The following is a 19,335-nucleotide window of genomic DNA, read 5'->3' as shown; positions in this document are numbered from 1 at the left end:
CATGCCGCGCGCGGGAACAGTAGGCGGCCATGGGTGATCGTGGAGCGGTACGGCCGTCCGTGGGTGTCTCATTACGAGACACCAGGCGCTCTCCGTATCCCCGTACCTCGGCGACGGTCGCCGGGTGCGGCCCGATACCGTGAGTCGTGCCATGACCACAGCTGAAGAATCCCCCGCCCTCCTCCTGCTCAGTCAGGCACGCCAACGGTTCCTGACCGGGCGTCCGCTGCCCGCCGACATCCCTGACGAGACCGTCGCGGCCTGGCGGCGCGCCCGCTTCCTCGGCGTACGGCACGACGTGCGCCGGGCCGATTCCGTGGACGGACGGTCCGCCGGATCGGCGCTGCTGGCGGCGGCCCTGCCCGTCCTCGAACGGCTGGCCCCGGCGCTCGGCGGCCACTCGGCGCTGCTGCTCACCGACGAACGGCTGCGGGTGCTGTGGGTGGGGGGCGACGCGCCCGAGGGCCGGTTGCGCCGCGATCTGGCCGAGCGGGAGGTCGGGCACAACAGCGCGGCGCTCGCCCTGCGCGTCCGGCGGCGGGCCGAGGTGCACGGCCCCGAGCACTTCCTCGACGTGTGGCAGGACGTGTCGGCGGTCAGTGTGCCGGTGTTCGCCCCGGACTCCGGCCGGCCCCTCGGCACGATCACCGTCGCCTCGAAACTCTGCACCGGCGAGGGCCCGCATCCCGGTGCGGCCCTCGCGGAGGCGGCGGTGATCGCGGTGGAGGCGGAGTTGCTGGCCCGGTCCCACTCGGCCGAGCGGACCCTGCTGGCCGCGTACGCACGGGCGGCGCAGGGCCGGGACGGCGGGCCCGGCGGCGGGCAGGAGCGTGCGGTGGTGGCCCTGGACGGGCGCAGCCGGCTGGTCAGTGAGGCGGCGGTGCGGTTGGTGTCGCCGCAGGTGCTGGAGTCGCTGGAGCGAAGCGCGCGGGCGGTGCTGCGGTCGGCGGCGCCTGTCGGGTCGTACGACCTCGCGCTGCCCGAAGGGGCGGGCTGTACCGCCGAGTTCAGCCCGGTGCGGGAGGAGGACGGCGGCCGGCTCCTCGGGATCGTCGCCGTGCTGGAGCCGGTCTCGGAGGGGACGACGGTACGGACGCCGGTACGGGCGGTGGCGCGGCCGGTGACGGGGCGGCCGGCCGGGAGTTCGGTGCCGTGGCTCCACGCGGTGGGCCGGGCAACGGAGTTGGCGCGCGGCAGCGAACCGCTTCTGCTGACCGGGGAGCGCGGCTCCGGCAAGACCACGCTGGCCCGCAAACTGCTGGGCGACACCGAGTTTCTGGTCCTGGACGCCGCCGAGTCGCCCGAACTGGGCCTGAGGGGCAGCGAGTTGCTGGGCTACCGGCCGCTTCTCCTGCGGCACGCCGAGCGGCTCGCCCAGTCCGATGTCGCCGCGCTGAACTCGCTCCTCGACGAGCGTCCGGACGTCCGGTTGCTCGTCACGTACACACCCGGCACTCCCCCGGGCCCCTGTCACCAGCGGCTCCTGGACACGCTGGCCGCCCGCTCGGTGACCCTGCCCGCGTTGCGTGAACGCCCCGAGGACATCCGCGAGTTGCTGGCGGTGCTGGCTCCGCGGCCGGCCGACGGCACACCGCCGCTCACCTGGACACTGGACGCGCTGCGGGCACTGGAGCGCTATCCGTGGCCGGGCAATCTCACCGAACTCGCCCACCTGGTACGGACGTTGGCGGAGACCCGGCGGGCGGCGGGGCCGGTCGGGCGGGCCGAACTCCCCGACCCGGTAAGGGAAGGGCCCGCCGCGCGTCCGCTCAGCCCGATGGAGCACGCCGAGCGCACCGCGATACTGGAGGCCCTGCGCCGCAACGGCGGCAACAAGGCGCGTACGGCGGCCGACCTGGGCATCGCCCGCGCGACGCTCTACCGGAAGCTGCGCGAGTACCGGGCCTGAACACGCTTCACGGGCTTGAGCAGGGCTTTACGGGCTTGAGCAGGGCTTTACGGGCTTGAGCAGGGCTTCACGGGCCTTGGTGAATTTCACGGGCCTTCGGCCGGTGGTGCCGTCGTCCCCCTGATCTCCAGTGTCGGGGCGGCGAGGTGGACGCCGCCCGGCTGCCGGGGCCGGTCGAGCCGCTCGAGGAGGCAGCGGGCGGCGCGGCGGCCGATCTCGTGGCTGGCGGGGTTCACGGTGGTCAGCCAGACGTGCCGCAGCCGGGAGATGTTCGTGTTGTCGTAGCCGATGACGGACAGGTCCCGGGGAACGCTCAGTCCCAGCTCCTCGGCGGCGGAGAGGGCACCGACAGACGTCATGTCGTTGACGGCGAAGACGGCGGTGGGCCGGTCGGCGGGCCCGCCGAGCAGGCGGACGGTGCTGCGGTAGCCGCCCTCCTCGGTGAGGTCGCCGGCCTCGACGAGCGCGCTGTCCGCCAGACCGTGCGCGCGCATGGTCGCCTCGAAGCTGCGCCGGCGCAGTTCCCCGACGGCGCCGTACCCGGCGATGTGGGCGATCCGGCGGTGCCCGAGCCCGATGAGGTACTCGGTGGCGATGCGGGCGCCGTACTCGTCGTCGTTGGCGACCATGTCGACGCCGGGCAGCGCGGGCTCGCGGGCGCCCGCGACGACGACCGGGATGCGCTCGGCGAGGGTGCCGAGAAGCGCCGGGTCGGGCAGGGTGCCGACGACCACCAGGCCGTCGACGCCGAGATCGCGGAAGGGGCCGGTGAGGTCCTGGCCGCTGCGCCGGTTGAGGCGGGCGTCGGCGAGCAGCATGTGCAGGCCGTTGTCGTGCAGGACGGAGTTGAGCCCGTCGAGGAGGTCGACGAACCAGGGGTTGCGCAGGTCGTTGAGGAGGACACCGACGGTACGGCTGCGCTGTTCGCTGAGGCTGCGCGCGGCGGCGTTCGGCCGGTAGCCGAGTTCCCGTACGGCGAGCAGGACGGCGTCCCGCTTCTCGGGCCGCACCTGTTCTGAGCCGCGGAGCACCAGGGAGACCAGGGACTTCGACACACCGGCTCGTTCGGCGACGTCTCGGATGGTCGGCGGTCTCATGCGTTGGACCGTTCCACAGGGTCCCATGTCCTGTCAAAGGGTTGACAGCACAGGCCGTGGGCGCGGAGGGTGAGGGGAAATGTTCTGGACCGGTCCAAAGAGGGGCTGTCATGGCAAGTACGCTCGGTGTCGCCGTCGTGGGGTTCGGCTGGATGGGACGGGTGCACACACAGGCGTACGTCCGCCTGGCGCACCACTTTCCCCAGCTGGGGCTGCGGCCCGAACTGGTCACGGTCGCGGAGGAGGTGCCCGGGCGGGCCGAGGAGGCCGCCGCGCAGTTCGGGTTCGCCTCGACGACCCGTGACTGGCGTGACATCGCCGAGGACCCGCGCGTTCAGGCGGTGAGCATCACCGCGCCGAACTTCCTGCACCGGGAGATCGGCGTCGCGATGGCCGAGGCGGGCAAGCACATCTGGATCGAGAAGCCGGTCGGCCCGTCGGCGGCCGACGCGAGCGCGGTGGCCGACGCGGTCGCCAAGGCGGGCGTCCAGGGCACGGTCGGCTTCAACTACCGCAACGCGCCTGCCGTGGAGCGGGCCCGCCAGCTCATCGCGTCGGGCGGGATCGGCACGGTCACGCATGTCCGCGTCCGTCTGTTCAGCGACTACGCGGCCCATCCGGACGGCGCGCTGACCTGGCGGTACGAGCGGGAGCGCGGCGGCAGCGGAGTGCTGGGCGACCTCGCCTCGCACGGCGCGGACCTGGCCCGCTTCCTGCTCGGCGACATCGCCGCGCTCACCGCCGACACGGCCGTCTTCGTGCCCGAACGGGCCCGTCCGACGGGCGCCACGGCCGGTCACACCCGTGCGTCGGGTGGTGAGCTGGGGCCTGTGGAGAACGAGGACTACGTCTCCTGCCTGCTGCGTTTCGCCTCCGGCGCCCGGGGTGTCCTGGAGGCGTGCCGGGTGTCGGTCGGGGAGCAGAACAACTACGGCTTCGAGGTGCACGGGACGAAGGGGGCGGTGTTCTGGGACTTCCGGCGGATGAACGAGCTCGGTGTGAGTACGGGTTCGTCGTACCAGGATCAGGCGGTCAGCACGGTGTTCGTGGGCCCGGGGGACGGGGAGTTCGGAGCGTTTCAGCCGGGGGCGGCGAACGCGATGGGGTACGACGATCTGAAGGTGATTGAGGCTTATCGGTTTGTGCGGTCGGTGGGTGAGGGGGTGCCGTACGGGGCTACGTTGGTGGACGCCGTTCACAGTGCGGTGGCGTTGGATGCGATGGGGCGGTCTGTGGAGTCGGGGGCGTGGGTGAGCTTGGGGGCGTAGCGCGCGGTTTGTTGGCTGCGGGCCGGTGGGGGGTCGTTTGCGCAGTTCCCCGCGCCCCTGTCGATGCGGTCGGTTTGTTGGCTGCGGGACGGTGGGGGCTTGTCCCGCTGTTCCTCGCGCCCCCATCGATGCGCGCGGTTTGTCGAGTGCGGGACCGGCGGGGGCTTGTCGCGCAGTTCCCCGCGCCCCTGTCGGGGCGCTTGTCAGCGTGGAGGCATGTTGTAAGGGGTGACCACCTGGATCGGTGACGGGAGTGTCGGGCCCGCCGGGGGGAGGGCGCCGTGGGCTCGCATGATGGTGCGGCAGGCCTCGTGCATGTCCTGGCGGAGGTCGTGGTGGAGGACGCAGGACAGGCGCTGTTCGCCCAACAGGCGGGTGTTGTCGTGGTCGAGGTCGTGGGCGACGAACACCGCGCACTCGCGCCCCAGGTCCTCGAAGGCCCGTAGCGTCGCGATGTTGCCGCCGCCGATCGAGTAGACGGCCCGGATGTCGGCGTCGCGTTTCAGGGTGTCCCGGACCAGGTCGTACTGGGTGGCGTCCAGGCCCTGCCCCTCGGCGATCTCGACGAGGGCGCGGTCGGGATACCGGGCCCGCATGACGCCCCGGAAACCCATCTCGCGTTCCTCCTCGTTGCGGAAGAAGCCGCTGCTGAGGCTGGTCAGCACGTTGCCGGGGCGCTCGCCGAGCCACTGGCCCATGAGGTACGCGGCGGTCGCGCCCGCGGCCCGGTTGTCGATGCCGACATAGGCGAGGCGGGCGCTGGAGGGCAGATCGGTCACCAGGGTGACGACGGGAATGCCGGCGGCCACCAGGCGTCCGACGGCGGCCGTGATCTCGGGTACGTCCGGCGCCTTGACGATGACACCCTGTGAGCCGCGCCGGGCGATGCGGTCGAGGGTCGAGGCCAGTTCGGCCACCGGACCGGTCTCGCGGAAGTGGAAGCGGGAGCGCACGACGGCCGGGTGGAGAGCGGGCAACTCGGCCTCCAGGGCGGCCCTGACTGCGGTGGTGAACCGCTCGGGCGCCTGCATCACAATGTCGATCATGAACGTACGGCCGACCAGCCTGACCTGGGTGCGCTGCCGGTCAAGGTCCGTGATGGCCTGCCGCACCTCCCGCTGGGTGCTCTCGCGCACCCCTCCCCGGCCGTTCAGGACGCGGTCGACGGTGGCCTCGCTGAGGCCCGCCTGACGGGCGATCTCCCGGATCGGGTAGGGGTGGCCCATGGGAAGGATCCTCGGCTTCGACTTGAGGGGTTTTTGATGGCTGTCTGCCGGTTGTTTGACGAGTTTGTCATGACAACAATGACAGCAACAACAACAGTCGAGAGAAGCGAGAGAAGGACGACGATGTCCCTCACCGCCGCACAGCACCCCGCGCGGCTGTCCGAACAGGACTGCGATCTCGACGTCTTCCGCGCCGAGGTCGAACGGACGACCGACGCCGCGGACTACCCGTACGCGACCGCCGTCCGCGAGAACGTCCTCGTCTACGACAGTGAGCGGCTGCGCACCGCCGCCGCCACGCCCGACGGGCGCCGGGAGGTCCTGGCGGAGCTGGTCCGGGCGCTCACCGGCGGACCCGGGGTCGTGGTCCTGGAGCGGGCCTTCACCGATCCGTCGGTCGTGGACCGGGCGAGTGCCGCCTTCGAGGCACTCATCGCCGACCAGCGTGCCGCCGGGACCGTCGCGGGCGACCACTTCGCGAAGCCGGGGGCCAACGACCGGGTGTGGAACGCCCTGGAGAAGACGGCCCTGCGCGACCCGGAGGCGTTCGCCGACTACTACGCCAACGACATGATCGCCCTCGTCTCGGCCGCCTGGCTCGGCCCCGGCTACCAGGTCACCTCGCAGATCAACGTCGTCAACCCCGGTGGCGCCGCGCAGAGCCCGCACCGCGATTACCACCTCGGCTTCCTTTCCAACAAGACGGCGGCCGCCTACCCGGCGCACGTCCACCGGCTCTCCCCCGTGCTGACCCTGCAGGGCGCGGTCGCCCACTGCGACATGCCCGTCGAGTCGGGGCCGACGCTGTACCTGCCGTACTCGCACGCGTACGAGCCCGGTTATCTGGCGTGGCGGCTCCCGGAGTTCAGGGCGTACTTCGACGCCCACCACGTGCAGCTGCCGCTGGCCAAGGGCGACGCGGTGTTCTTCAACCCGGCCCTCTTCCACGCGGCCGGCACCAACCGCTCCGCGGACATCCGCCGGACGGCGAACCTCCTCCAGGTGTCCTCCGCGTTCGGGCGGGCCATGGAGACCGTGGACCGGGAGGCGATCGTGAACGCGGTCTATCCCGTGCTGCTCACCCGCAAGTCCGAGGGAGCGGGTGACGCCTGGCTCGAGGCGGTCGTAGCCGCTTCCGCCGAGGGCTACCCCTTTCCCACCAACCTCGACCGGGATCCGCCGGTCGACGGACTGGCCCCGCCCTCCCAGGCGGACCTCGTACGGCGTGCGCTGCACGAGGAGTGGACCCCCGAGGCGCTTCGCGACGCACTGCGGACCGGCGCCGAACGACAGATGAGCTGAGGAACAACGGCATGGGACTTCTTCAGGACAAGGTCGTCCTCGTCAACGGCGGCAGCCAGGGCGTCGGCGCGGCCATCGCCCGGGCCGCCGTCCGCGAGGGCGCCGTCGTCGCGGTGACCGGGCGGCGCCCGGAACCGGGTGAGGCGCTGGTCGCGGAGCTGACTGCGGCGGGCGGCAAGGCCATGTACGTACGCGCCGACCTCTCGGACGCCGAGCAGGCGAAGGCGTCCGTCGCCGAGGTCGTCGCCGCTCACGGGCGGATCGACTGCCTGGTCAATTCGGCGGGCCTGACCTCGCGCGGCACGCTGCTCGACACCACGCCCGAGCTGTTCGACGCGCACATCGCGATCAACCTCAAGGGCCCGTTCTTCGCCATGCAGGCGGCGGTCGCCGACATGGTGGGCCGGGGGGCGCCCGGCACGGTCGTCAACATCATCACGTCCTCGGCCCACGGCGGGCAGTCCTTCCTGGCCCCGTACGTCGCCGCGAAGGCCGGTCTCATCGGCCTGACCCGCAACGCGGCGCACGCGCACCGCTGGGACCGGGTCCGGATCAACGGCCTGAACATCGGCTGGACCGCCACGGAGGGCGAGGACGCCACCCAGCGGGCCTTCCACGGCGCGGGCGACGACTGGCTCGAGCAGGCCGCCGAACGCCTGCCGATGGGCAAGCTGGGCCAGCCGGACGAGATCGCGGACTTCGTGGTCCTCCTGCTGTCCGACCGGTCGGGCGTGGTCACCGGTTCGGTGATCGACTGGGACCAGAACGTCCTGGGCGGCCTGGACTGATCCCCCTGTACCTTCCTGCACCTCCCTGCGCCTCTCCTCTCCACTCCTCTCCTCTCCTCGTAAGACACCCCCGCACGACACCCAAGGAGCAGTACAGCCCATGCGCATCGGAATCCTCGGCCTCGGCCGCATCGGCGCCTTCCACGCCGAGACCCTCTCCGGTCTCGACGCCGTCGACTCCCTCGTCTTCAGCGACCCGTTCGGGGACGCCGCCAAGACCGCCGCGGAGCGCTTCGGCGCCCAGGTGGCGGACTCCCCCGAGGCCCTCCTGGCCTCCGGTGTCGACGGCATCGTGGTCGCCGCCGCGACCGACGCCCACCCGGCCCTGATCCTCGCCGCCGTCGAGGCGGGTGTCCCGGTGTTCTGTGAGAAGCCGGTGGCCCGCACGATGGCCGAGGGCGTCGCGGTGCTCAACGCCGTCAAGGACAGCGGCGTCGAGATCCAGATCGGCTACAACCGCCGCTTCGACGCGGGCTTCGTCGCCGCGCGTGCCGCCGTGCAGAGCGGTGAGCTTGGCCGGCTGCACACCGTCCGGTCGACCACACTGGACCCGGCGCCGCCGCCGGCCGCGTACATCGCCTCCTCCGGTGGCATCTTCCGGGACTGTTCGGTGCACGACTTCGACATCATCCGCTGGGTGACGGGCCGCGAGGTCACCGAGGTGTACGCGGTGGGCTCCAACAACGGCGCCGACTACATCAAGGAGGCGGGCGACGCCGACACCACCGGCGCGATCCTCACCCTGGACGACGGCACGATCGCCGTGGTCTCCAACTCCCGCCACAACGCCCGGGGTTACGACGTCCGCATGGAGATCCACGGCTTCCAGGACAGCATCGCCGTGGGCTTGGAGGACAAGCTCCCGCTGCGCTCCGTGGAGCCGGGCGTGACCTTCCCGGCGGGCGTCCCGCACGACTTCTTCATGGACCGCTTCATCCCCGCCTACCGCGCCGAGCTGACGGAGTTCACGGAGGTCGTCGCGGGCAACCGTACGTCCCCCTGCACGGTCGCCGAGGCGCTGGAGGCCGGCTGGATCGCGGACGCGTGCACGCTCTCGCTCCAGGAGCACCGCCCGGTGCGCATCGAGGAAGTACGCACGGTCTGACCAGGCCGGATTACATGAAGGGCCCGCGCTGTCAGTCGTACAGCGCGGGCTTTTCGACGAGTTCCACCTCGACCCGCCGGCCCTCGCGCTGTGCGCGTACGCCGGCCTCGCAGACCGCGGCCACCGCGTAGCCGTCCCAGACACTCGGTCCGGTGACCTCGCCGCGCCGGGTGGCGTCGACCCATGCCTGGACCTCACGGTCGTACGCGTCTTCGAACCGCTCGATGAAGTCCTGGGGGATGGTCCCGCCCCAGCGGCCGGCCGAGCTGACGACCATGTCCTGACCGTCGCCGATCCGTGCCGTCCCGCGCTCGCAGACCACCTCGGCCTGCACCTGGTACCCGAAGCCGCAGTTGACGTTGATCTCGACGTCGACGAGCGCGCCGCCGTCGGTCTCCATCACGACGAACTGCGGATCCTGAAGGCCGTCCGGGGCGTTCCGGGACGGCCTTGGAAACAGCACGGTGACCGCGGTGATCTCCTGTCCGAGGAGCCACCGGGTCACGTCCATCTCGTGCACCACGGAGTCGTTGATGTGCATCGCGCTGGTCCACCAGGGCGGGGAGGCCAGATTGCGATGCCGGTTGTGCAGCATGAGCGGCCGGCCCAACTGCCCTGTGTCGAGCAGCGACTTGAGCTTCAGGTACTCGGCGTCGTACCGCCGCATGAACCCGACCTGCACCCGGCGCCGCCCGAGCCGCCGCTCGGCATCCAGCACCCGCAGCGCGGAAGCCGCGTCGGGCGTGAGCGGCTTCTCGCACAGCACGGGCAGGTCGCGGGAGAACGCCGCGAGCAGGGCCGCCTCGTGAGCGGCCCCGGGCGAGGCGATGAGCACGGCGTCGACATCGGTGGATGCCATGGCGGCGACGGGGTCGGTGTAGGCCGTACAGCCGTCGACCCGGCCGGCGACCAGTTCGGCACGCTCCCGATCGACGTCCACGACGGCGACCACCCGGGCACCACTGGTGACTTCCTGAATCCGCCGAACATGATCAGCACCCATCTTGCCGGTACCAATCACGGCTACGCCCAGCGCGTCACGGCTTTTCATGGAGTAGCGACACCCCTTCGACAGACGTGGGCTGTACCTACCAAGGGGCGCGGGGAACTGCGCGACCAACCCCCACAGACCCGCACCCGCCGAACAACCGCACGGAGCCGACCCGGACGCAGTCGACCGGAGTCATCATGCCGTCTTCTCCTCCGAGGAGTCCGAGGAGTCCGAGGAGTCCGAGGAGCCGTTGGCAGAGGCAACGGGCGTCTTGAGATCCTCGACCTCGGGGAGTTCCTCGACGTCGACACCGCGCACCTGGGCCAACTCGTGCTTGAGAGCCGCGAGTTCGGCGCCGCCGGCCATGTGGTTGGTGAGCTCTTCGAGGGTGACATCGCTGCGGGCGGCGGAGAGTTCCATGGTGCCCAGGCGCAGGACGCTGAAGTGGTCGCCGACCATGTAGGCGTGGTGCGGGTTGTGGGTGATGAAGATGACGCCCAGGCCCTTGTCGCGGGCAGCGGCGATGTACTTCAGCACGACACCGGACTGCTTGACGCCGAGCGCGGCGGTGGGCTCGTCCAGGATGAGGACGCGGGCGCCGAAGTAGACCGCGCGGGCGATGGCCACGGACTGGCGCTGGCCGCCGGAGAGGGTGCCGATGGGCTGGTCGAGGTCGTCCAGGACGATGCCCATGTTGCGCAGTTCGGTGTCCGCGGTCCGCTTCATCTTCTCGATGTCCAGGCGGCGGACGGGCCAGGGGCCCTTGGTCATCTCGGAGCCGAGGAAGAAGTTGCGCCACACCGGCATCAGCGGGACGGTCGCCAGGTCCTGGTAGACGGTGGCGATCCCGGCGTCCAGGGCCTCACGGGGAGTGGCGAAGTGGACGGGGTTGCCGTCGATGAGGAGTTCGCCCTCGGTGTGCTGGTGGAGCCCGGAGATGATTTTGATCAGGGTGGACTTGCCGGCGCCGTTGTCGCCCAGGACGCAGGTGACCTGGCCGGCGTTGACCGCGAGGTTCACCCCGTGCATGGCGCGGATGTTGCCGTACGACTTGCCGGTGGCCCGGAGTTCGACGATCGGCTTCTTGTCCTCGGGCGAACTGTCCATGGTGAGCGTGCCGTTGGGGGAGGTGGTTTCGTTGGTTGTCATCAGTTCACCTCCGGGTCGCCTGGCGGCGGACCCACAGATTGACGAGGGCGGCGAGCAGGAGCATCACGCCGAGGAACGCCTTGAACCAGTCCGGGTTCCAGTTGGCGTAGACGATGCCCTGGGAGACCATGCCGAAGATGAAGGCGCCGATGACCGAGCCGATGGCCGAGCCGTAGCCGCCGGTGAGCAGGCAGCCGCCGATGACCGCGGCGATGATGTAGAGGAACTCGCTGCCGACGCCTTCGCCGGACTGCACCGTGTTGAAGGAGAACAGCAGGTGCATGCCGACGAACCAGGCGCACGCGCCGACGCCCATGAACAGGGCGATCTTCGTGAAGTCGACCGGAACGCCGACCGCGCGGGCGCTGTCCTTGCTGCCGCCGACCGCGAAGATCCAGTTGCCGAACTTGGTGCGCAGCAGCAGCCAGGTCGCGATCGCGGCGAACACCAGCCAGTACACGATCGTGATCTTGAAGTTGACGTCGCCGATCTTGAACTCGGACGCGAAGACGCTCTTGGCCTGGTCGAAGCCGTCCATGTCGGCGATCGAGTCGGAGGCCACGTTGCCGGTGAAGATCTTCGTGACGGCGAGGTTGGCGCCCTGGAGGATCAGGAACGAGCCCAGGGTGACCAGGAAGCTGGGCAGCCCGGTCTTGATCAGCAGCCAGCCGTTGAACGCGCCCACGGCCAGCGACACGATCAGCGCGACGAACACGCCCGTCCACACGTTCATCGACAGCTGGAAGCTGAGGATCGCGGCGGTCAGGGCGGAGGTGGTGACCGCGACACCGGCGGACAGGTCGAACTCCCCGCCGATCATCAGCAGAGCCACCGGCAGCGCCATGATGCCCATCACGGACGCCTGGTAGAGCACCGTCGCGAGCGCGCTGGTCTCCCGGAAGGAAGGCGCCGCCGCGAAGAAGAACAGGTACACGAGGACCGCCGCGATGAAGGCGCCGACCTCGGGGCGGCCGAGCAGCCTGCGCCCCAGCGACCGCTGCTTGGTACGGCCGTCCTTCTGAGTGACCGGCGGAGCCGGCGGCGAGGAACTCGCCGCCGGAGCCGTTGTCTGACTCATCGACATCACCGAGTGCCCTTCGCGGCGAACGCGGCGATCTGCTCGACGTTGGACTTGTCGACGAACGCCGGGCCGGTCAGCACGGGCTGCTCACCGCCACCGCTGTAGTTGCCGTTGTTCTTGAAGAGCCACATCGAGTCGACGGCCAGGTAGCCCTGGAGGTAGGGCTGCTGGTCGACGGCGAACTGGATGTCACCCTTCGAGATGGCGTCGGTCAGCTCCTTGTTGAGGTCGAACGTGGCGACCTTCGCCTTGCTGTTGGCATCGCCGACCGACTGCACCGCGGTCAGCGCGTAGGGGGCGCCGAGCGCGACCACGTAGTCAATGGCCTTGTCCTGGTTGAGCTTCGCCGTGATCGTCGACTTCACGGACGGCATGTCGGTGCCGTTGACGTTGAGGGTCTCCAGCGTGCCGGTGAACGTCTTCTTCACACCGTCACAGCGCTGGGTGAGGCCGACGTTGCCCTGCTCCTGGACCACACAGACGGCCTTCTTGGAGCCGAGCTCGTTCAGCTTCTTGCCGAACGCCTCGCCCGCGACGGTCTCGTCCTGGCCGAAGAACTGCTGGAGACCGAGCTTCTTCCAGTCGCTCAGGCCCGAGTTGAGGCCGACGACCGGGATGCCCGCCGCCGTCGCCTTGGCGACGACGTCCTTCATGGCGTCGGGCTTCGCCAGGGTGATGGCGATGCCGTCGACCTTCTGGTCGATCGCGTTCTGCACCAGGTTGGCCTGGTTGCCCGCGTTCGGGTCGGCCGAGTAGACGAGCTTGATGTTGTCCTTGTCCGCGGCGGCCTGGGCACCCTTGCGGACGATGTCCCAGAAGGTGTCGCCGGGCGCCTGGTGGGTGACCAGGGCGACGGTCATCCGAGGAGTGGTGGCCTTGCCCGCCGAGGCGTCCGCGCCGTTGTCCTCGGACTTCTTGCCGCCGGAACTGCTGGAGCAACCCGCGAGGACCATGGCCGTCACCGCGGCAGCGGCGACGACGGGAGCGATCCTGCGGGAGCGAGAAGAGCGGTCCATCTTTCCTGCACCTCACTGTGCGACCGGGGAGAGGGTGGGGATCAGGGTGATCCCGGGCCCGGGTCCCGGAGGTCCGGGCCGTGTGCCGCGAACACGGCAAGTCGTGTTGGGACCGAATCCAATTCCTTGGAACTGTCCGCTGTCAATACTTTGTTAAGACATCATTTCACGAGCAGGTCAGAATGTAAGAACAAACCCTTGACAGCGTCACCCTTCGAGTCCTACACCTTGGGGGACGACAGGCCCCTCGGGACCCGCATCCTCCGCAGCTCGAAGGAGCATCGCATGACCGAGTCAGCCCCGCCCTTCGACCTGGTCACCAAGGGCCGCATCGGAGTTGATCTCGTTCCGCTGCGGTCCGGCGCACCGCTGACCCTAGTGCAGATGTTCGGGAAATTTCTCGGCGGGTCCGCTGCCAACGTGGCTGTCGCGGCGGCCCGTCCGGGGCATTCCGCGGCCGTCGTCATCAGGGCCCGCGACCGGGCAGGTATCACGGTCTTCGACCTGGACCGGCGGCCCGCGCTCGACCAGTACGAGATCGCCACCGGCGCCCGCCGTGAACAGGGTCGACACGGGACCCGCTGTGAACAGGAGTGACAGACCATGACCACCGCCTACCACCTCCCGGCAGGCAAGGCCCTAGGCGGCTCGTACGTCGTCGATGTCAACCCCGAGAAGGCCGGCTGGGGCTACTCCAGCCTCCGGGTGCTGGAACTGCCACCGGGCGGCTCGCACACGCTCTCCAGCGGCGACAGCGAGTGGATCGTGCTGTCCCTGAGCGGCGCCTGCACGGTCGAGACGACGGACGACTTCGGCCGGTCCACCTTCGAGGTGCGGGGCCGCGACAGCGTGTTCAGCGGCGTCAGCGACTTCGTGTACGTGCCACGTGACGCGAGTACGACCATCACCTCGGCCGCGGGCGGGCGCTTCGCGCTCACCGGTGCCCGCTGCACCCGCCGGCTGCCCGCCCGCTACGGGCCCGCCTCCTCCGTCCCCGTGGAGCTGCGCGGCACCGGGAACTCCTCCCGACAGGTCAACAACTTCGGCGCGGCCGGCGTCTTCGAGTGCGACAAGCTGATCGCCGTCGAGGTGATCACCCCCGGCGGGAACTGGTCGTCCTTCCCGCCGCACAAGCACGACGAGCACCGGCCCGGCGAGGAGTCCGTCCTCGAGGAGATCTACTACTTCGAGTTCGCCGACCACGAGGGCACTCCCGGCCTCGGCTACCAGCGGGTGTCCCCGTCCGGCCAGGGCCGGAACACGGACGTGCTGGCCGAGGTGCGGGACGGGGACGTCGTCCTCATCCCCGACGGCTGGCACGGGCCCTCGATGGCCGTGCCCGGCCACCACATGTACTACCTGAACGTCATGGCGGGCCCCGAGGACGACCGTGCCTGGCTGATCTGCGACCACCCCGATCACGCCTGGGTCCGCTCCACCTGGCCCGAGCAGCCCGTCGACCCCCGTCTGCCCCTCTACACGGCCCCGGAGAAGTCCTGATGAGCACCACCCCTGTCCGCCGTCTGACCGTCGCCCAGGCGCTGGTGCGGTTCCTGTCCGTCCAGTACACCGAGCGCGACGGCGTCCGCCACCGGCTGATCACAGGCACCTGGGGCATCTTCGGCCACGGCAACGTGGCGGGCCTCGGACAGGCGCTTCTGGAGGCCGGTGAGGACGCGATGCCGTTCCACCAGGGCCGCAACGAACAGGCGATGGTCCACGCGGCCGTCGGTTACGCCCGCCAGCTGAACCGGCTCTCCACGCAGGCCGTCACCACGTCCATCGGCCCGGGCGCCACCAACCTCGTCACGGGCGCGGCCCTCGCGACGATCAACCGCCTCCCGGTGCTGCTCCTCCCCGGCGACTACTTCGCGACGCGCAGCGCCGACCCGCTGCTCCAGCAGCTGGAGCACCCGGTCGAGGCGGACCTGTCCGTCAACGACACCCTGCGCCCGGTCTCGCGCTACTTCGACCGGGTGACGCGCCCCGAGGCGCTGATCCCGTCCGCGCTGAACGCCGTACGCGTCCTCACGGACCCGGTGGAGACCGGTGCCGTGACGCTCGCGCTGCCGCAGGACGTGCAGGCGGAGGCGTACGACTGGCCGGAGGAGTTCTTCGCCGAGCGCGTCTGGCACGTCCGGCGCCCCGCGCCCGACCCCTATGAGCTGGCCGAGGCGGTCTCGGCCATCCGGGCCGCCGAGCGCCCGCTGATCGTCGCGGGCGGCGGGATCCACCACAGCGAGGCCGAGGAGGCGCTGAAGGCGCTGGTGGACGCCACCGGCATCCCCGTGGCCTCCACCCAGGCCGGCAAGGGCTCCCTGCGCCACGACCACCCCGCCGACCTCGGCGGGATCGGCCACACCGGTACGGCCGTCAGCGACGACCTGGCCCGTACCGCCGATCTGGTCATCGGCGTCGGCACGCGCTACACCGACTTCACGACCGCCTCGAACACGCTGTTCCAGAACCCCGGCGTGCGGTTCCTCAACCTCAACATCGCCGCGTTCGACGCCCACAAGCTGGCGGCGCGCACCCTTGTGTGCGACGCCCGCGCCGGCCTGACGGCGTTGACGGAGGCGTTGACCGGTCACCGTGTGAACTCGGTTCACGAGGCCGAGTACGGCGCCGGCAAGGCCCGCTGGGAGCAGGTTGTCAACGCCGCTTTCGCAGCTGCCGACGACTCCGCCGTGCCCACCCAGACGCAGGTGCTGGGCGCCCTGGACTCGGTCGTCGGCGACGACGACGTGATCATCAACGCGGCCGGTTCGCTCCCCGGTGACCTGCACAAGCTGTGGCGGGCCCGCAGCCCCCGCCAGTACCACCTGGAGTACGGCTACTCCTGCATGGGCTACGAGATCCCCGCCGGGATCGGCGTCCAGCAGGCCGCGCCGGACACCCCGGTCTGGTCGCTGGTCGGTGACGGCACCTATCTGATGATGCCGACCGAGATCGTCACCGCCGTCCAGGAGGGTCTGCCGGTCAACCTGGTCCTCATCCAGAACCACGGGTACGCCTCCATCGGCGGCCTCTCCGAGTCGGTCGGCGGGGAGCGCTTCGGCACCCCCTACCGCTACCGGGCCGCCGACGGCACCTTCACCGGCGACCCGCTGCCGGTCGACCTCGCGGCGAACGCCGCCAGCCTCGGCATGGACGTGCTGCGCGCCAAGACCGTGGGCGAGCTGCGCACGGCCCTGGCGACCGCGCGCGCCTCGGACCGGCCGACCTGCGTGTACGTCGAGACCGACCCGACGCCGACCGCTCCCCCGGCGGAGGCCTGGTGGGACGTACCGGTCGCCGAGACCGCCGCCCGCGAGTCCGCCGTACGGGCCCGTGAGGAGTACGAACGTCAGGTCGCCGACCGCCGCCGGCACCTCTGACCCGGAGGTGGCAGGCAGGCCAACCCCGTTTCCCCCAGCCACTTCTGACGCAACGTCATTATCCGAAGGGAGGTGCCCCCGTGGCGACACCCGGTGATCGTGCCCGTGCGGTGTCCGGCTCCCCGCTCGACACCCTGGACTTCACGCTGGACCGCTCCAGCCCGGTCCCGCTCTACTACCAGCTGGCCCAGCAGTTGGAGGCGGCGATCGAGCACGGGGTGCTGGCGCCCGGCAATCTCCTGGGCAACGAGATCGATCTGTCGGTCCGCCTGGGCCTGTCCAGGCCCACGGTCCGCCAGGCGATCCAGTCCCTGGTCGACAAGGGCCTGCTGGTACGCAGACGGGGCGTCGGGACGCAGGTGGTGCACAGCCAGGTCAAACGCCCGCTCGAACTGAGCAGCCTGTACGACGACCTGGAGGCGGCCGGGCAGGGGCCCACCACCGACGTGCTGCGCAACGAGGGGCAGCCGGCGTCCGCCGAGGTCGCCGCCGCCCTCGGGGTGAAGGAGGGCACCGAGGTCGTCGTGCTGGAGCGGCTGCGCTGCACGCACGGCGAGCCGGTGGCGTTCCTGTGCAACTACCTGCCCTCGGGGCTGCTCGAACTCGACGCCGGACGGCTGGAGTCGACGGGTCTGTACCGGATGCTGCGCAGCGCGGGGATCAACCTGCACAGCGCCCGCCAGACCGTCGGCGCCCGCTCGGCCACGGCGGCGGAGGCGAAACGCCTGGAGGAGCCGGAGGGCGCCGCCCTGCTCACGATGCAGCGGACGGCGTACGACGACACCGGCCGGGCCGTGGAGTACGGCACCCACATCTACCGGGCGTCGCGCTACGCCTTCGACTTCCAGCTGCTGATGCGGCCCTGAGCCGCCGCCCCTCCCGCCATCCGTACGGCTCACTGGATCCGTGCGGATGGCGGCATCCGTACGGCTACCTGGAGCAGGGGCGGCCCGGGTACTCGGCGCTCTCCGGTACGCCCGCCGCGCGCATCCGGCGCAGTACCTCGCCCCGGATCGCGTCGTCGTCGATGTAGAGGGGGCAGTTGACGTCCCGGTCGAACACCAGCACGTCCCCGGCGGTGTCCCAGAGCACCCACCGGGGTGCGTGGGGCGAGTCCTGCCACAGCTCGGTGTAGTCGGCGATGACGTCCGTCGTCGGAGCGCTCACAGCGTTCCCTCCTCGTTCTCCCGGCCGTCGACGAGTGTCGCCACGACCTCGATGTCCCCGACGCGCGAGATGTCGACGCTTCGGGGGTCGTCTCCCAGCACGACCAGATCGGCACGCTTTCCCGGCGTGACGCTGCCCGCGCTGTCCTCCCAGTGGCAGGCGTGGGCTCCGTCGACGGTGTACGCGCGCAGCGCCTCGTCGACGGTGATCCCCTCGTCCGGCCCGATCAACTGCCCGGACAGGGAAGCCCGTTCGACCATGAACTGCACGGCACGCAGCGGCGACCCGTCCGCCACCGGCCGGTCGGAACTCCCCACCAGCCGGATCCCGTACTCCAGGAACCCCCGGCCCCGGTACAGCCAGTTCGCCCGCTCCTCCCCCATGATCGCCGCGTAGTCGTCGCCGAAGTACCGCAGGAAGTTGGGCTGTACGACGGCTGCCGCACCGAGCCGCGCCATCCTCGGCAGCTGGTCGGGCCGGATCAGTCCGGCGTGCTCGATGCGGTGCCGGGCACCCGGCCGGGGCCGCAGCCGCTGCGCCTGCTCCAGCGCGTCCAGCGCGACATCGGCGGCCCGGTCGCCGATGGCGTGCACGGCGAGCTGCCAGCCCGCGAGGTGCCCGTCCACGATGGTCCTGGTCAGGAGTTCGGGGTCCTCCTGCAACTGCCCTGCGGTGTCGAGCCCTTGGTAGGGGCTGGTGAGGGCGGCGGTACGGGCCATCATGCCGCCGTCGGTGTACACCTTCAGCGCGCCGACGGACAGCCAGTCGTCGCCGAAGCCGGTCCGCAGTCCGAGATCGAGGGCGCGCGGGATGCCGTCGGTCTCGTGGGCGGTGACGGCGTGCAGCCGGTCGGCGGCCACCATCAGCTGGACCCGCAGGGGCAACAGGCCGCGTTCCCGGGCGAGTTGATAGGCGCCCAGCTCGACCGGGCTGTTGCCGAGCAGGGCACCGCCGATGCCCGCCTCGGCGCACGCGGTGACGCCCTCGGCCAGACAGGCCCGGGCGGCCCGTCCGATCGCCTCGGCCAACTCCTCCTGGGAGTGCGGCAGTCGAAGCGCCCGGGCCGCCCCCATGGCTCCTTCGGCGAGGAACGCCCCCTCGTGCGGGACCACTCCGGGCAGCAGTTCCAGCACGGGACCGCTGACCGCGCAGCCGTGTCCGGAGTCATGCATCAGGAGCACTTTGCGCCCGGCGGCCGCCCGGTCGAGCTCGGCGAGCGTCAGATGCCGTCCGAGCCCCCGCTGGTCGTACCCCGCGATGTCCACCCAACCGCCCGCCGGCACCCGCGCCGCGGCCTCGGCGACGACCGCGAGCACGTCCTCGACCCGGACGCACGGCGCGACCGTGGGTGTGGCCGCCTTGAACCCGGTCCAGGCCAGGTGCACATGGCTGTCGATGAACCCGGGCAGCAGGGTCGCGCCCTGCAGGTCGACCACCCGCTGTGCGGGCAGCCCGGTCACCGCCTCGTCGAGGCCCACGATCCGGCCCCGCCAGATGCCCACGTCGTGGGCCACGGGGTGGTCGGGGTCCATGGTGAGGACGTGGGCGTTGGTCAGTCGTGTGGTGAGCATGGGGAGTCGGTTCGATCGTGGCTCAGGCGGTCGGTTCCATGCGTTCCGCCAGGCTCCTGGGGCGCATGTCCGTCCAGTTGGTCTCGATGTGGTCCAGGCACTCCTGGCGGGGCGCCGGGCCGTGGACGACGGTCCAGCCGGCCGGTACGTCGACGAAGTCGGGCCACAGGCTGTGCTGGCCCTCGTCGTTGACGAGCACGGAGTAGACGCCGTCGGGGTTCTCGAAGGGGTTGGTGCTGCTGCCGCTCATGCGGTTCTCCTCTGTCGGGGGTGGGCGGGTGAGTGAGT

Annotated in this window: 17 protein-coding genes and 1 pseudogene; 9 read left to right on the top strand and 9 right to left on the bottom strand. The window is 70.7% G+C overall.

Annotated features, from left to right (window positions below):
* The first annotated feature begins 151 nt into the window (after window positions 1-151).
* Window positions 152-1,909 (top strand): helix-turn-helix domain-containing protein, encoded by a 1,758-nt coding sequence (locus PV396_RS07480; RefSeq protein WP_319201660.1) that lies wholly within the window; start codon window positions 152-154, stop codon window positions 1,907-1,909.
* 86 nt (window positions 1,910-1,995) lie between these two features.
* On the opposite strand, the gene PV396_RS07475 is transcribed toward PV396_RS07480, so the two are convergent.
* Window positions 1,996-3,006, bottom strand: coding sequence for a LacI family DNA-binding transcriptional regulator (locus tag PV396_RS07475; RefSeq protein WP_319201659.1), 1,011 nt, complete (start codon window positions 3,004-3,006; stop codon window positions 1,996-1,998).
* A 110-nt stretch (window positions 3,007-3,116) separates the two neighbouring features.
* Between PV396_RS07475 and PV396_RS07470 the strand changes: the two genes are divergently transcribed.
* Entirely contained in the window at window positions 3,117-4,274 is a 1,158-nt protein-coding gene (locus tag PV396_RS07470) for a Gfo/Idh/MocA family oxidoreductase (RefSeq protein WP_319201657.1), read from the top strand.
* 203 nt (window positions 4,275-4,477) lie between these two features.
* Here the strand turns inward: PV396_RS07470 and PV396_RS07465 are convergent, their stop codons facing one another.
* Entirely contained in the window at window positions 4,478-5,500 is a 1,023-nt protein-coding gene (locus PV396_RS07465) for a LacI family DNA-binding transcriptional regulator (protein WP_319201655.1), read from the bottom strand.
* Window positions 5,501-5,623: 123 nt separating this feature from the next.
* On the opposite strand from PV396_RS07465, the gene PV396_RS07460 reads away from it, so the two are divergent.
* The 3 genes from PV396_RS07460 (at window position 5,624) to PV396_RS07450 (ending at window position 8,695) form a co-directional block, all read left to right on the top strand.
* Complete coding sequence (locus PV396_RS07460; protein WP_319201653.1) at window positions 5,624-6,802, top strand: phytanoyl-CoA dioxygenase family protein; 1,179 nt, start codon at window positions 5,624-5,626, stop codon at window positions 6,800-6,802.
* Window positions 6,803-6,813: 11 nt separating this feature from the next.
* On the top strand, window positions 6,814-7,590 hold the full coding sequence (locus tag PV396_RS07455) for an SDR family oxidoreductase (RefSeq protein ID WP_319201651.1): 777 nt from the start codon (window positions 6,814-6,816) through the stop codon (window positions 7,588-7,590).
* Between the two features lie 100 nt (window positions 7,591-7,690).
* Complete coding sequence (locus PV396_RS07450; RefSeq protein ID WP_319201649.1) at window positions 7,691-8,695, top strand: Gfo/Idh/MocA family oxidoreductase; 1,005 nt, start codon at window positions 7,691-7,693, stop codon at window positions 8,693-8,695.
* Between the two features lie 31 nt (window positions 8,696-8,726).
* On the opposite strand, the gene PV396_RS07445 is transcribed toward PV396_RS07450, so the two are convergent.
* From PV396_RS07445 to PV396_RS07430, 4 genes are all read right to left on the bottom strand, one after another.
* Window positions 8,727-9,746, bottom strand: a complete 1,020-nt coding sequence (locus PV396_RS07445) for a Gfo/Idh/MocA family oxidoreductase (protein WP_319201647.1) — start codon at window positions 9,744-9,746, stop codon at window positions 8,727-8,729.
* 135 nt (window positions 9,747-9,881) lie between these two features.
* Window positions 9,882-10,793, bottom strand: a complete 912-nt coding sequence (locus PV396_RS07440; protein WP_416071364.1) for an ATP-binding cassette domain-containing protein — start codon at window positions 10,791-10,793, stop codon at window positions 9,882-9,884.
* A gap of 46 nt (window positions 10,794-10,839) precedes the next feature.
* Window positions 10,840-11,913 (bottom strand): ABC transporter permease, encoded by a 1,074-nt coding sequence (locus PV396_RS07435; RefSeq protein ID WP_319201643.1) that lies wholly within the window; start codon window positions 11,911-11,913, stop codon window positions 10,840-10,842.
* Window positions 11,914-11,918: 5 nt separating this feature from the next.
* Entirely contained in the window at window positions 11,919-12,932 is a 1,014-nt protein-coding gene (locus PV396_RS07430; protein WP_319201641.1) for a substrate-binding domain-containing protein, read from the bottom strand.
* A gap of 285 nt (window positions 12,933-13,217) precedes the next feature.
* Between PV396_RS07430 and PV396_RS07425 the strand changes: the two are divergent.
* From PV396_RS07425 to PV396_RS07410, 4 genes and pseudogenes are all read left to right on the top strand, one after another.
* Window positions 13,218-13,412: pseudogene (locus PV396_RS07425) on the top strand (5-dehydro-2-deoxygluconokinase); the annotation flags it as partial.
* A 123-nt stretch (window positions 13,413-13,535) separates the two neighbouring features.
* Complete coding sequence (gene iolB / locus PV396_RS07420; RefSeq protein ID WP_319201639.1) at window positions 13,536-14,432, top strand: 5-deoxy-glucuronate isomerase; 897 nt, start codon at window positions 13,536-13,538, stop codon at window positions 14,430-14,432.
* Window positions 14,432-16,309, top strand: a complete 1,878-nt coding sequence (gene iolD / locus PV396_RS07415) for a 3D-(3,5/4)-trihydroxycyclohexane-1,2-dione acylhydrolase (decyclizing) (RefSeq protein WP_319201637.1) — start codon at window positions 14,432-14,434, stop codon at window positions 16,307-16,309. Before iolB ends, iolD begins: the two co-directional genes overlap by 1 nt.
* Window positions 16,310-16,389: 80 nt before the next feature.
* Window positions 16,390-17,175 (top strand): GntR family transcriptional regulator, encoded by a 786-nt coding sequence (locus PV396_RS07410; protein ID WP_319201635.1) that lies wholly within the window; start codon window positions 16,390-16,392, stop codon window positions 17,173-17,175.
* Window positions 17,176-17,239: 64 nt separating this feature from the next.
* Here PV396_RS07410 and PV396_RS07405 read toward each other — a convergent pair whose 3' ends face one another.
* The 3 genes from PV396_RS07405 to PV396_RS07395 are packed head-to-tail and all read right to left on the bottom strand — an operon-like array spanning window position 17,240 to window position 19,297.
* Window positions 17,240-17,476: a hypothetical protein gene (locus PV396_RS07405; RefSeq protein ID WP_319201633.1), complete on the bottom strand. Its 237-nt coding sequence runs from the start codon at window positions 17,474-17,476 to the stop codon at window positions 17,240-17,242.
* Entirely contained in the window at window positions 17,473-19,047 is a 1,575-nt protein-coding gene (locus tag PV396_RS07400) for an amidohydrolase (protein WP_319201632.1), read from the bottom strand. The genes PV396_RS07405 and PV396_RS07400 overlap by 4 nt, the downstream gene beginning before the upstream one ends.
* A 22-nt stretch (window positions 19,048-19,069) precedes the next feature.
* Window positions 19,070-19,297, bottom strand: coding sequence for an MbtH family protein (locus tag PV396_RS07395; RefSeq protein ID WP_319201630.1), 228 nt, complete (start codon window positions 19,295-19,297; stop codon window positions 19,070-19,072).
* Window positions 19,298-19,335 lie beyond the last annotated feature (38 nt).

Source organism: Streptomyces sp. ME02-8801-2C, assembly GCF_033793965.1.
Classification (GTDB): Bacteria; Actinomycetota; Actinomycetes; order Streptomycetales; family Streptomycetaceae; genus Streptomyces.
This window is presented reverse-complemented; position numbering and strand designations above follow the sequence as displayed.

Coding starts and splice junctions, on each gene's coding strand:
- PV396_RS07430 (WP_319201641.1), bottom strand. CDS start 12,932: ATGGACCGCTCTTCTCGCTCCCGCAGGATCGCTCCCGTCGTCGCCGCT.
- PV396_RS07395 (WP_319201630.1), bottom strand. CDS start 19,297: ATGAGCGGCAGCAGCACCAACCCCTTCGAGAACCCCGACGGCGTCTAC.
- PV396_RS07445 (WP_319201647.1), bottom strand. CDS start 9,746: ATGAAAAGCCGTGACGCGCTGGGCGTAGCCGTGATTGGTACCGGCAAG.
- iolB (WP_319201639.1), top strand. CDS start 13,536: ATGACCACCGCCTACCACCTCCCGGCAGGCAAGGCCCTAGGCGGCTCG.
- PV396_RS07465 (WP_319201655.1), bottom strand. CDS start 5,500: ATGGGCCACCCCTACCCGATCCGGGAGATCGCCCGTCAGGCGGGCCTC.
- PV396_RS07480 (WP_319201660.1), top strand. CDS start 152: ATGACCACAGCTGAAGAATCCCCCGCCCTCCTCCTGCTCAGTCAGGCA.
- PV396_RS07440 (WP_416071364.1), bottom strand. CDS start 10,793: ATGGACAGTTCGCCCGAGGACAAGAAGCCGATCGTCGAACTCCGGGCC.
- PV396_RS07455 (WP_319201651.1), top strand. CDS start 6,814: ATGGGACTTCTTCAGGACAAGGTCGTCCTCGTCAACGGCGGCAGCCAG.
- PV396_RS07450 (WP_319201649.1), top strand. CDS start 7,691: ATGCGCATCGGAATCCTCGGCCTCGGCCGCATCGGCGCCTTCCACGCC.
- PV396_RS07475 (WP_319201659.1), bottom strand. CDS start 3,006: ATGAGACCGCCGACCATCCGAGACGTCGCCGAACGAGCCGGTGTGTCG.
- PV396_RS07435 (WP_319201643.1), bottom strand. CDS start 11,913: ATGAGTCAGACAACGGCTCCGGCGGCGAGTTCCTCGCCGCCGGCTCCG.
- iolD (WP_319201637.1), top strand. CDS start 14,432: ATGAGCACCACCCCTGTCCGCCGTCTGACCGTCGCCCAGGCGCTGGTG.
- PV396_RS07470 (WP_319201657.1), top strand. CDS start 3,117: ATGGCAAGTACGCTCGGTGTCGCCGTCGTGGGGTTCGGCTGGATGGGA.
- PV396_RS07460 (WP_319201653.1), top strand. CDS start 5,624: ATGTCCCTCACCGCCGCACAGCACCCCGCGCGGCTGTCCGAACAGGAC.
- PV396_RS07400 (WP_319201632.1), bottom strand. CDS start 19,047: ATGCTCACCACACGACTGACCAACGCCCACGTCCTCACCATGGACCCC.